Genomic DNA, 11,847 nt, shown 5'->3' with positions numbered 1-11,847 from the left:
CCCATGAAACACTGCGCGCACGTCGACTCGCTGCCGCGGCCGGAACCGGCGCCGCGGTCGGACACCTGTGAGGGGTGCTTGGCGGCCGGCACGCATCCGGTGCAGCTGCGGTTGTGCCTGGAGTGCGGGAAGGTGGGCTGCTGCGACTCCTCGCCGCTGAAGCACGCGTCGGCGCACTTCGAGGAGACCGGGCATCCGGTCATGCGGACCTTCGAGCCGGGCGAGTCCTGGCGCTGGTGCTTCGTCGACCACGTACTCGCCTGACCTCCCCCGCCCCGGGGCACCCCCGAGGCATCGGAACGCCTCTCCCTCCCACCCGCCCCCCTGCGGGCGATCGTGCCGCTGGGGGCGGGAGTACCCCCTGCTCGAGCAAAGCCGAGAGCTTGGGGGTGGGGGTCCCCCCGGACGAAGTCTGGGGGAGGCGGGCGCAGGTCATGGCCTCCGCGGCGAGCGGTTCGCTCCGCGCCGCGCAAGCCCCTCCGGGAAGGGGGCGGGTCGGGGGAACACGAGGGTGCTGTCCACCGGGGCTCAGCCTGAACCGCGCTGCGGCATGGTTCCGTGCGTACGTGCCGTCGGCCGGGGCCAGGTGGAGCGAGCCGCTCGCCGCGGAGGCGCCGCCCTGCGCCCGCCCGTGCCGCCCCCTGGGCGGCCCAGCCGCCCGCAGCGGGCATGGAGGTCACGCGGGCACCGGGTCACGCGGTCAGGAGGGACTCCGCGGCGGCGATGCCGCAGACGCGGGCGGCTCCCCGCGTCGCCACGTGCACCGCCCCCCGCGCAGGGGCCTGCGGCAGGCCCATCTCGACCACGGCCGTGTCCGGCCGCGCCGCGAGGAGCACGTCCAGCGCCCGCCCCATCCACCCGTGCCGGTGCTCGTCCCGCACCACGGCGACGATCCGCCGCGCGCCCGCGGCGGCCAGCGCCTCCTCACCGGCGGTGTCGCCGCTGAAGTTGCCCGCCTCGGCCCCCGGCAGCCGGCGTCGCAGCTCCGCCGCGATGCCCCACGGCGTCTCGTCGCCCACCGCGATGTTGGCCACCGGCGTGAACGAGGCGACGTACGGCTCCCCGGTCAGCGGGGCGAACCCCTGCCCGCCCACGGTGCGCCGTACCGCCCGGCGCGCGGCGTCCAGGCCGACCTCGGGCGCGGGCGCCGGACCACGGGTGCGGGCGGCGGCCGCGGCGGCCGACGTCCAGGCCGCCAGCTCGCGCACCCGGCGCGCCGCGTCGGCCAGCCGTTCCTCCGCCAGTTCCCCCGCGTGCACCGCGTCCACCAGGGCGTCCCGCAGCCGTCGCACGGTGTCGTCGTCGGCGAGGCCGCCGCCCACGCAGATGGCGTCGGCGCCCGCCGCGACGGCGAGCACGCTGCCCCGCTCGATGCCGTAGGTGTCGGCGATCGCGCGCATCTCCATGCCGTCGGTGACGATCAGCCCGTCGTAGCCCAGTTCTCGGCGCAGCAGTCCCCCGAGGATCCGCTGCGACAAGGTGGCCGGGAACTCCGGGTCGAGCGCCGGGACGAGGATGTGCGCGCTCATGACCGCCCGCGACCCGGCGGCCACGGCCGCCCGGAACGGCGCGAGTTCGCGCTCCCGCAGCAGGTCCACGTCGGCGTCGATCCGCGGCAGCGCGTGGTGCGAGTCGACCGCGGTGTCGCCGTGCCCGGGGAAGTGCTTGGTGCAGGCGGCGACGCCGGCGGACTGCAGCCCCTCGACGTAGGCCGCGGTGTGCCGGGCGACCGGTCCGGGCTCGTCGCCGAAGGACCGCACGCCGATCACCGGGTTGGAGGGGTTGGAGTTGATGTCCGCGGAGGGCGCCCAGTTGAGGTTGACGCCGCACTCGGCGAGCCGTCGCCCCAGCTCGGCGGCGACCCGGCGGGTGAGATCGACGTCGTCGACCGCGCCGAGCGCGTTGTTGCCGGGGAAGGAGGAACCGGTGCGGACCTCCAGCCGGGTGACGTCGCCGCCCTCCTCGTCGATGGCGACGAGGACGTCCTCGCGCTCCTGCCGCAGCTGCGCGGTGAGCGCGGCGAGCTGCTCCGGGGATTCGATGTTGCGTCCGAAGAGGCCGACCGAGGAGAGGCCCTCGCCGAGCCGGCGCAGCAGCCAGTCGGGCGCGGTGGTCCCGGTGAAGCCGGGCTGGAGCACGGTCAGCGCGTCCCGGGTGAGCGTGTCCATGCGTGGTGCCGTGGTGGTCATCGGCGGGTCACCCCTTCACCGCGCCCGAGGTCAGCCCGGCGACGGCCCTGCGCTGCAGGAAGACGAAGACGATCAGGATGGGCAGGGCGAACAGCGAGGACGCGGCCATGGTGGCGCCCCAGTTGTCGCCGAAGATGGTCTGGAAGCTGGTGAGCCACAGCGGCAGGGTCTGCATCTCGACGTCCTTGTTGAGGATCAGCACCATCGGGAACTCGTTCCACGCGGTGATGAAGCCGAACAGGGAGGTCGCCATCAGGCCGGGCGCCAGCAGCGGGAAGATCACCTTGACGAAGGCCTGCGGCCGGCTGCAGCCGTCCACCATCGCGGACTCCTCCAGTTCCTTGGGCACCGCGGCGACGTAGCCGCGCAGCGTCAGGATCGTGAAGGGCAGCACCATCACCATGTAGAACGCGGTGAGCGGGAGCAGGCTGTTGAGCAGGTCGGCGTCGCGCACGATCAGGTAGATCGCGATGACCATGACCTCCCAGGGGGCCATCTGCGCGATCATGAAGACGACCACGAAGCCGCGGCGTCCCTTGAACTTCATCCTGGCCAGCGCGAAGGCCGCGGCGAGGCCGATGAGCAGGGACAGCAGCACGGCCGACACGGTGACCGTGACGGAGTTGCCGACCAGCGTCCAGAAGTGGTCCGCGCCGAACGCGGTGCGGAAGTTGTCCAGCGTGCCGTCGAGCGGCAGGAACACCGGAGTCTCCGAGATGATGTCCCCGCGCTGCTTGAACGCGGTGGAGAACATCCAGTAGACGGGGAAGACGAAGACGGCGAAGAGCAGCACGGCAAGGGTGCCAGGCCATGTGCGGGCGAACAGCGAGCGGTTCACAGCTCGTCCTCCCCTTGCTTGAGCACGGTACGCAGGTAGTAGGCGGTCAGCACCAGCAGGATGGCGATGGTCAGGAACGAGATCGCCGCGCCCATGCCGTAGTGCTGGTTGCCGGGACCCTCGACGAAGGCGTAGAGCGGGAGGATCTCGGTGAGCCGGTCCGGGCCGCCGCGGTTGATGGCGTAGACCTGGGTCAGGGCCTTGAAGACCCAGATGACCTCCAGGAAGGTCGTCGCCCACAGGAACGGCTTGAGGTGCGGGAAGGTCACCGAGGTGAAGCTCTTCCACGCGCCGGCGCCGTCCAGCGAGGCCGCCTCGTAGAGCTCCTTGGAGATGGTGGTCGTCGCCGCGTAGAGGTTGATCGCGACGAACGGGATCGACTGCCAGACGATCAGCAGGATGACCACCGAGAAGGTGGAGACCTGGCTGCCGAACCAGTTGTAGTCGGCCATGGACGTCCAGCCGAGCTCGGCCAGGATCCAGTTGACGACGCCGAACCGCTGGGCGAACAGCCACTGGAAGACGGTGGTGCCGGCGACGGTCGGCATGGCCCAGGCGAGCACCAGGCCGAGCAGCAGCAGGGTCCGCATGCGGCGGCCGAGGCGGGCCAGCAGCAGGCCGACCAGGGTGCCGAGGATCATGATCAGCACCACGTTGATCGAGGTGAAGACGATCGACCGCAGCGTGACGCGCCAGAACACGTCGCTGCCCAGCGCCTCCTGGTAGTTGCTGAACCCGGTCCACTCGGTCAGGTGGAGGATCAGCTGGCGCGGGTTGAGGTTCTGGAACGAGATGACCAGGTTCTTCAGCAGCGGCCAGCCCAGCAGCACCGCCGTCACCAGCAGCGAGGGGATCAGCAGCAGGTAGGGGGCGGACGACTCGCCGCGCCGCTTCGGGCGGCTCCCGCCCGAGCTGTTCGGGATCTTGACGGACACGGGGGACCCGGCAGCCGGGTCCGCGTCCACGCGCTCGGTCTGCGCAGTCACAACACTCTCCGTGAAGTCGTCGAGACGTGGCCGGGGGCGGCCGCAGCCGCCCCCGGCGTCACATCACTCAGCTGGTCTGCGCGAGACGCTTGTTGATCTCGCCCTCGACCTGCTTGGCGGCCTCGGCGGGCGTCTTCCCGTTCAGGACGGCCGTCAGGTACGTCTTGATCGGGTTGGGGTCGTTCTCCACCGGGGCCCAGTTCGGGATCAGCGGGGTGGTGCCACCGAAGGAGGCGGCCGGGGCGGCGGCCTCGGCGGCGGCGTTGCCGGTCAGGTTGGAGTTGAGCGCCTCCTTGTTGGGGAGGACGCCGTTCTCCTTGGCCAGCTGGCCCTCGTACTTGTCGGACAGGGCGAGCTTCAGGAACTCCTTGGCGAGCTCCTGCTTCTTGCTGCCCGCGGCGACGGCCAGGTTGGAGCCGCCGAGGAAGACGCCCTCGGGCTTGTCGGCGGTCTCACCCGGGATGGTGAAGTAGCCGATCTTGTCCTCGATGGACTTGTCGGCCTCGATGGCGATGCCGGCTTCCCAGCCCATGCCGATGAAGGCGCCGACCTTGCCCTTGCCGAAGACCTCACCCTGCTGCGGGGTGGCCTCGTCCTTGTCCTTGGGCGCCTTGGAGTAGGCCTGGAACTTCTTGTAGAGCTCCGCCGCCTCGGCGACCTTCGGGTCGGAGAGGTTGGAGACCCACTTGTCCCCGTCCTGCTTCACCAGCTCCGCGCCCTTGCCGATGGTCAGGCCGGTGAAGAAGTACCAGTTCTGGCCGGGCAGGTAGATCGGCTCGGCGTCGGTCTTCTTGTCGATGGCGTCCAGCGCCTTGAAGAACTCGTCGCGCGTCTTGGGCGTCTCCTTGACGCCGGCCTTGTCCCAGATCTCCTTGTTGTAGATCACCACGCGGTTGGCGAAGTACCAGGGAGCGGCGTACTGGACGCCGTCGTAGACGGAGGACTTGTTGAGGGCCTCGGTCCACTCGCCGCCGATCTCGGCCTTGAGGTCCGTCAGGTCGGCGAGACCGCCGGTGGCCGCGTAGGCCGGCGTCTGGGTGTTGCCGATCTCGATGACGTCCGGCGGGGTGCTCTCCGAGAGGGCGGTGGTGACCTTCTGCTGGATCCCGTTCCACTGCTGGACTTCGATCTTCAGCTTCGCGCCGGTCTTCTTCTCGAACTCGGCGGTCAGGTCCTTCTGCCACTGCTTGGGAGTGGATCCGTCCATCGCCCAGACGGTCAGGGTCTGGCCCTTGAACCCGTCCTTGCCGGACTTCGCCTCGTCGGTCCCGCCGTCAGAGCCACCGCACGCCGCGATGGAGACCATCATGCCCGCGACGACCGTCGCGGCTGCAAGCTTGCGCTTCACGCCACCCTCCTCAGGGATGCCACGTTCCCCCCTGCCCGCCTCGGTGCCAAGCGCATGTGTGCTGCCGCCGTGTACTGCCCGTGGGGCCGGGACCTGGACCAATGGTGTAGACCAGTAGGGGGAGCTTGGCCCAGACCAATAGGGCTGTCAAGCAGTCCGCAGCAGGCCGTGGGCGTCCGTGACGCTTCCGAGATATGCAGGGTTCCTGCGGGATTGGCCCTTCCCGGGGTCGGGAGGCGAGGATGCGCGACGAGGTAGACCAATCGCCGCGGTGACGCTATGGACTAGACCAAAGCGAACGACCGGCGGTATACAGGATCTTCGCGGGGATCACGGAGCGTAGGCGCTCTCCTCCCACCCCACGGAAGGCCCCGACGAGAGGCGGAAGATGAGCACCGAGGTCAGCAGCGCGGCCGGCGAGGGCGGAGCCGTCGTCCGCACCGCACGTGTGCCGAAGTACTACCGCCTGAAGAAGCATCTGCTGGAGATGACCGAGACGCTGCCGCCCGGCACCCCGGTTCCCCCGGAGCGCACCCTCGCCGCGGAGTTCGACACCTCCCGCACCACGGTCCGCCAGGCCCTGCAGGAACTGGTGGTGGAAGGGCGGCTGGAGCGCATCCAGGGCAAGGGCACCTTCGTCGCCAAGCCCAAGGTCGCGCAGTCGCTCCAGCTCACCTCGTACACCGAGGACATGCGGGCCCAGGGCCTCGAGCCCACCTCGCAACTGCTGGACGTCGGGTACATCACCGCCGACGACACCCTGGCCGGGCTGCTGGCCATGAGCCCCGGCGGCCGGGTGCTGCGCATCGAGCGGCTGCGCATGGCCGATTCCGAGCCGATGGCCATCGAGACCACGCACCTGTCCGCCAAGCGCTTCCCCGCCCTGCGCCGCAGCCTGGCCAAGTACACGTCCCTCTACACGGCGCTGGCCGAGGTCTACGACGTCCGGCTCTCCGAGGCGGAGGAGACCATCGAGACCTCGCTGGCGACCCCGCGCGAGGCCGGGCTGCTCGGCACCGACGTGGGCCTGCCGATGCTGATGCTCTCCCGCCACTCCCTGGACATGGGCGGCGAACCGGTGGAATGGGTGCGTTCGGTCTACCGGGGCGACCGCTACAAGTTCGTGGCGCGGCTGCGGCGTCCGGAGGCCTGAGCGACCGTTCGTCGCACTCCACCGCCCGCTTACCGATTCGCAACGCGGTGGAGCCTTCCCGCCTGCGTTCTTCGTCACTTACATTGCCGACGCCAATCAGCCAGAGGCAATGGAGCTGTCGATGTCCGAAACATCAGGAGCAGGCAGAGGGGCGGTGACCCCGGTGCGGGTCGTCATCGCCCTGTGCCTGCTCGCGCCCTTCGTGGCGATGCTGTGGGTGGGGTCCTACGCGAAGGTCGAACCGACCTTCATAGGCATCCCGTTCTTCTACTGGTACCAGATGGCGTGGGTGCTGATATCCACCGCCCTCACCATGGTCGCCTACGTCCTGTGGCGCCGCGACCAGCGCGCCCGGGCCGCCTCCGGTAACTCCTCCACCCAGGACGGGGGTGCGTCGTCGTGAACGAGGGCGTGAACGTCGTAGCACTTGTCGTCTTCTGCCTCTTCTTCGTCGCCGTCACGGTGATGGGCTTCCTGGCGGCGAAGTGGCGCAGGGCCGCCAACGAGAACTCGCTGGACGAATGGGGCCTGGGCGGCCGGTCGTTCGGCACCTGGATCACCTGGTTCCTGCTCGGCGGTGACCTCTACACCGCGTACACCTTCGTCGCCGTCCCGGCGGCCATCTACGCGGGCGGCGCGGCCGGCTTCTTCGCGGTGCCCTACACGATCCTGGTGTACCCGCTGATCTTCACCTTCCTGCCGCGCCTGTGGTCGGTGTCCCACAAGCACGGTTACGTCACCACCTCGGACTTCGTCCGCGGCCGGTACGGCTCCAAGGGCCTGTCCCTCGCGGTGGCGATCACGGGCATCCTCGCCACCATGCCGTACATCGCGCTCCAGCTCGTCGGCATCCAGGCCGTGCTGGACGTCATGGGCGTCGGCGGCGGCGAGAACACGCACTGGTTCATCAAGGACCTGCCCCTGCTGATCGCCTTCGGTGTGCTGGCCGCCTACACCTACTCCTCCGGCCTGCGCGCCCCGGCGCTGATCGCGTTCGTCAAGGACACCCTGATCTACATCGTGATCGCCGTGGCGATCATCTACATCCCGATCAAGCTGGGCGGCTTCGACGCGATCTTCGACGCGGCGGCCGGCAAGTTCGAGACCATCAACGAGGCCACCGGCAAGCCGACCGGCGCGGTCGTGCCGGCCGAACCAGGCCAGTGGACCTACGCCACCCTGGCCCTCGGCTCCGCGCTGGCGCTGTTCATGTACCCGCACTCGATCACCGCGACGCTGTCCTCCAAGAGCCGTGAGGTCATCCGCCGCAACACCACCATCCTGCCGCTGTACTCCCTGATGCTGGGCCTGCTCGCGCTGCTCGGCTTCATGGCGATCGCGGCCGGCATCAAGGTGGCCAACGGCCAGCTGGCCATCCCGCAGCTCTTCGAGACCATGTTCCCGAGCTGGTTCGCGGGCGTCGCCTTCGCCGCCATCGGCATCGGCGCGCTGGTCCCGGCGGCCATCATGTCCATCGCCGCGGCCAACCTGTTCACCCGCAACATCTACAAGGACTTCCTGAAGCCGGACGCCACCCCGGAGCAGGAGACCAAGGTCTCGAAGATCGTCTCCCTGCTGGTCAAGGTCGGCGCGCTGGTCTTCGTCCTCACCATGGACAAGACGGTCGCGATCAACTTCCAGCTGCTGGGCGGCATCTGGATCCTGCAGACCTTCCCGGCCCTGGTCGGCGGCCTGTTCACCCGCTGGTTCCACCGCTGGGCGCTGCTCGCCGGCTGGGCGGTCGGCATGGTGTACGGCACCTACCAGGCGTACACGGTCTCCTCGCCGACCCAGGCGCACTTCGGCGGCTCCGCCAAGGAGATGCCGCTGATCGGCGAGATCGGCTACATCGGGTTCACCGCCATCGTCCTGAACCTGATCGTCGCGGTGGTCCTCACCTTCGCCCTCCGCGCCCTCAAGGCCCCGGACGGCGTCGACGAGACCAGCCCGTCCGACTACACCGCCGACTCCGGCGACCCCGGCGTCGACCCCGAGATGCCGCCGCTCACCGCGGCCACGCACTGACCTGACGCCCAGGTCCTGTCCGACGGCCCCGCGCACCCCGGTGCGCGGGGCCGTCGGCACTCCCGGGGCCACCCGCCCGCCCGCCGGACCCCTCGGGCATGCTGAGCGGATGGACTTCACCATCCGCCCCGTCCTGGAGGGCGAGCACGAGACCCTCGGCGCGATCACCGCAGCCGCCTACCTGGACGACGGGCTGCTCGCCTTCGGCGGGAGCGACTCCTACCTGCGCACCCTGCGCGACGTGCGGGCCCGCGCCGCCGCCCCCGGCGCCGAGGTGCTGGTCGCGGCGGAGGGCGACCGCCTCCTGGGCGGCGTCACCTTCGTGGCCGGCGGCCCCCTGGCCGACATCGCCGCCGCGGACGAGGCCGAGATACGGATGCTCGCCGTCGCCCGTCACGCCCGCGGCCGCGGCGTCGGCGAGGCCTTGGTGCGCTGCTGCGCCGACCGCGCCGGCGCCCTCGGCGGGCGGCGGAGACTGGTCCTGTCCACGCAGCCGAAGATGCTCGCCGCCCACCGTCTCTACGAGCGCCTGGGCTTCGTGCGCGCGCCCCTGCGCGACTGGAACCCGGTCCCCGAGGCCACCGACATCGATCTGCTGGTGTACGAGCTCCCGATCTGACCCGGAGCGCCCCGTTCCGTCACCGGAACCTCAACAGCCGTGCGCGCGGGCGGTGTTGACGCGCGTAGCCCCTCGGCCCCACCCTTGCAGCGGCGCCACGTGATCGCGCGGCGCCGCCCCCACCGATCGACGGTCAGGAGGCCGGAATGATCAGACGCATGTCCCGCGCGCTCATCAGCTTTGTCATGATCCTGGCAGGTGCAGTGATAGGCGTCGGAGCCACCGCCGGCACCGCGCACGCCGACGAGTGCTACACGTGGAGCCGCACGCTCTCGGAGGGCACCAGCGGCGCCGACGTCACCCAGCTCCAGATCCGCGTCGCCGGCTGGGTCACCTCGGGAGAGCGGCTCTCCTACGACGGCGTGTACGGCGCCCGCACCAAGGCCGCCGTCGCCAAGTTCCAGTCCGCGTACGGTCTTGCCGCGGACGGCGTCGCCGGCGCGAACACCTTCAACAAGATCTACGCGTTGCAGGACGCCGACTGCACGCCCGCCCACTTCACCTACGCCGAGCTCAACAAGTGCAACTCGGACTGGTCGGGCGGCGCGGTGAGCGCGGCCACGGCCAAGCAGAACGCGCTCAAGACCATGTGGAAGCTGGAGGCCATGCGGCACGCGCTCGGCGACGTGTCGATCACCATCTCCAGCGGATTCCGCTCCTACACCTGCAACAGCAATGTAGGCGGCTCCTCCAGCAGCCGGCACCTCTACGGTGACGCCGCCGACCTGACCGGCTCGCCCAGCTTCTGCCGCCTCGCGCAGCAGGCCCGCACCCACGGCTTCTCGGAGATCCTCGGCCCGGGCTACCCGGACCACAACGACCACACCCACGTGGCGCTGGACCCGTCGCCGTACTGGTCCGCGCCGAACTGCGGCATCTGACCGCTCGCTGAAGCACCGCACGCACGAAGAAGGCCGGGCTGCCAACAGCCCGGCCTTCTTCGTGCTCGCCGCGGGACGCCCCGCGTCAGTCGTTCGGCACCACGGGGTAGCGCGGCTCGTTCTCCTCCATCTGCTTCAGCGCCTGCTTCCGCTCACGCTTGGAGAGACGGTCGATGTACAGGTAGCCGTACAGGTGGTCCGTCTCGTGCTGGAGGCAGCGGGCGAAGTAGCCGGTGCCGCGCACCTTGACCGGGTTGCCGTACTCGTCCTGGCCGGTGACCTCGGCGAAGTCCGGCCGGGCCAGGGAGGCGTAGGCGGTCGGCACCGACAGGCAGCCCTCGTTGCTGTCGTCGAGGATGCGGCGGTCGGCCGGCAGCTCCACCAGCTTCGGGTTGCACACCACGCCGACGTGGCGCACGCCCTCGTCGTCCGGGCAGTCGTAGACGAAGACCTTCCGGTCCACACCGATCTGGTTGGCGGCCAGGCCCACGCCCTCGGCGGTGCGCTGGCTGGCGAACATGTCGTCGACCAGCTTGCGCAGCTCGTCGTCGAACTCGGTGACGTCCTGGCACTCCCTGTGCAGGACCGGGTTGCCGACGACCGTGATCGGACGCGAGGTGCCGCGCTCGCGGTAGGCGCTCTCGCGCTCCTCGCAGTCCTGGGTGTCGATGACGTAACCCTCGTCGTCCACGGGGAGCACGCCCGCGTGCTGCTGATCGGTCTCCTGCTGCGCCATGCCCGACGTACGCCTTCCTCAGTGTTCCCGCCTCTGACAGAGGCATAGCCTACGGGGCCCGGCACGCCCGCGGCCCCCTGGCCGTCAGCAGACCTCTTCGAGGTCCCGCCAGCCCCGGGTGTCCGGGCTGTCGGCGACCCAGCCGTCCAGCAGACCGCGCACCAGGCCGGCCGGGGCGGCCACCCCGCACTCGCGCTCGGGAACCCACAGCTGCCCGTCGGTGCGGTGCCCGAGCGGGCCGGGCTGGCCGGGCTCGCTGTGGTCGTGCGGGTCCAGGTGCTCGCCGTCGCCCTCGACGGACGCCATCCGCGACTCCGAGCACATCCGGCACAGCAGCCGTACCGAGCTCGACCAGTCCTCGGCGGCGTATCCGGCGTCGGAGGCGAGCGCCTCCAGGGCGTCCCGGTCCTCCTCCGAGGCGGCCTCCAGCAGCACCACCCAGGTGGGCACCGGGGACGGCGCCCACAGCTCGATCTCGTCGAAGACCGGGAAACTGTGCCCGCCGGCCGTGGTCCGCTCGCCGTGCGGGACGCCGTCGTGGAGCACCACCTCGCCCCACCGGCGGCCGGAGGACGGCAGCGGGATGGAGAGCACCTCGATGCGCGCCGGGTCCAGACGACGGCCCCACACCACCTCGGCCTCGCCCTCCGGGGAGAGCCGCACGGCCGCGCTGCCGAGGTCCATCCCGGTGGGAGCCCCGGCGTCCGCGGCGCCGCCGGGCACCCGCAGGCCGTACTCCTGCCAGGCGCGGCGGGCCAGCGGCCAGTCCTGCAGGGCCGTCGCGGCGATGCCGACGTTCCACCAGTCGGGGGCCCCGGTGTCCCGGTCCAGCAGCGCCACCGCGCGCAGACCGGCGGCGCGGGCCTGCTCCCAGTCGTGCCGGAACTTGTGCAGCAGGGCCAGGTTGAACCAGGACTCGGACAGCCAGGGCTCGAGGTCGGCGGCGCGCGTCAGCAGCGCGCCGGCGTCCTCGTAACGGCCGTCCCCGATCAGCGTGAACGCGCGGTCCGTGGCCTGCCGCCAGGAGGCGGAGGGCCGGTGCCGTCCCTTGCCGAAGATCCTCACGATTCCC

At 70.6% G+C, this 11,847-nt stretch carries 12 protein-coding genes; 6 read left to right on the top strand and 6 right to left on the bottom strand.

Features of this window, described 5'->3' with window-relative positions; all coding sequences use genetic code 11:
* Positions 1-3: 3 nt before the first annotated feature.
* Complete coding sequence (locus ACFRAV_RS05330) at positions 4-264, top strand: UBP-type zinc finger domain-containing protein (RefSeq protein WP_382551798.1); 261 nt, start codon at positions 4-6, stop codon at positions 262-264.
* Between the two features lie 428 nt (positions 265-692).
* Here ACFRAV_RS05330 and ACFRAV_RS05325 read toward each other — a convergent pair whose 3' ends face one another.
* The 4 genes from ACFRAV_RS05325 to ACFRAV_RS05310 form a co-directional block, all read right to left on the bottom strand.
* A complete protein-coding gene (locus ACFRAV_RS05325; protein WP_382551795.1) occupies positions 693-2,189 on the bottom strand; it encodes a glycoside hydrolase family 3 protein in 1,497 nt (498 codons plus the stop codon).
* Between the two features lie 7 nt (positions 2,190-2,196).
* The gene (locus ACFRAV_RS05320; protein ID WP_382551793.1) at positions 2,197-3,027 is read right to left on the bottom strand and encodes a carbohydrate ABC transporter permease; all 831 of its coding nucleotides are present in this window, start codon (positions 3,025-3,027) and stop codon (positions 2,197-2,199) included.
* Complete coding sequence (locus tag ACFRAV_RS05315; RefSeq protein ID WP_382551791.1) at positions 3,024-4,013, bottom strand: carbohydrate ABC transporter permease; 990 nt, start codon at positions 4,011-4,013, stop codon at positions 3,024-3,026. The genes ACFRAV_RS05320 and ACFRAV_RS05315 overlap by 4 nt, the downstream gene beginning before the upstream one ends.
* A gap of 67 nt (positions 4,014-4,080) precedes the next feature.
* Positions 4,081-5,361, bottom strand: a complete 1,281-nt coding sequence (locus ACFRAV_RS05310) for an extracellular solute-binding protein (RefSeq protein ID WP_382551789.1) — start codon at positions 5,359-5,361, stop codon at positions 4,081-4,083.
* Positions 5,362-5,749: 388 nt separating this feature from the next.
* Between ACFRAV_RS05310 and ACFRAV_RS05305 the strand changes: the two genes are divergently transcribed.
* The 5 genes from ACFRAV_RS05305 to ACFRAV_RS05285 all read left to right on the top strand — a co-directional run bounded on the left by ACFRAV_RS05305 (position 5,750) and on the right by ACFRAV_RS05285 (position 10,039).
* Complete coding sequence (locus ACFRAV_RS05305; RefSeq protein ID WP_382551787.1) at positions 5,750-6,514, top strand: GntR family transcriptional regulator; 765 nt, start codon at positions 5,750-5,752, stop codon at positions 6,512-6,514.
* A gap of 121 nt (positions 6,515-6,635) precedes the next feature.
* A complete protein-coding gene (locus ACFRAV_RS05300) occupies positions 6,636-6,917 on the top strand; it encodes a DUF3311 domain-containing protein (RefSeq protein WP_382551786.1) in 282 nt (93 codons plus the stop codon).
* Positions 6,914-8,539 carry a monocarboxylate uptake permease MctP gene (mctP, locus tag ACFRAV_RS05295; protein WP_382551785.1) on the top strand — a complete coding sequence of 542 codons (1,626 nt, stop codon included), beginning with the start codon at positions 6,914-6,916 and terminating at the stop codon, positions 8,537-8,539. The genes ACFRAV_RS05300 and mctP overlap by 4 nt, the downstream gene beginning before the upstream one ends.
* A 109-nt stretch (positions 8,540-8,648) precedes the next feature.
* Positions 8,649-9,158 (top strand): GNAT family N-acetyltransferase, encoded by a 510-nt coding sequence (locus tag ACFRAV_RS05290; RefSeq protein ID WP_382551784.1) that lies wholly within the window; start codon positions 8,649-8,651, stop codon positions 9,156-9,158.
* 185 nt (positions 9,159-9,343) lie between these two features.
* On the top strand, positions 9,344-10,039 hold the full coding sequence (locus ACFRAV_RS05285) for a D-Ala-D-Ala carboxypeptidase family metallohydrolase (protein ID WP_382551863.1): 696 nt from the start codon (positions 9,344-9,346) through the stop codon (positions 10,037-10,039).
* 85 nt (positions 10,040-10,124) lie between these two features.
* Here the strand turns inward: ACFRAV_RS05285 and def are convergent, their stop codons facing one another.
* Together def and ACFRAV_RS05275 are read right to left on the bottom strand one after the other, a co-directional pair.
* Complete coding sequence (gene def / locus ACFRAV_RS05280) at positions 10,125-10,775, bottom strand: peptide deformylase (RefSeq protein WP_382551782.1); 651 nt, start codon at positions 10,773-10,775, stop codon at positions 10,125-10,127.
* Positions 10,776-10,859: 84 nt separating this feature from the next.
* Entirely contained in the window at positions 10,860-11,840 is a 981-nt protein-coding gene (locus ACFRAV_RS05275; protein WP_351117638.1) for a hypothetical protein, read from the bottom strand.
* Between the last annotated feature and the right edge of the window lie 7 nt (positions 11,841-11,847).

This window comes from Streptomyces sp. NPDC056600, from assembly GCF_042792855.1.
GTDB lineage: Bacteria > Actinomycetota > Actinomycetes > Streptomycetales > Streptomycetaceae > Streptomyces.
This window is presented reverse-complemented; position numbering and strand designations above follow the sequence as displayed.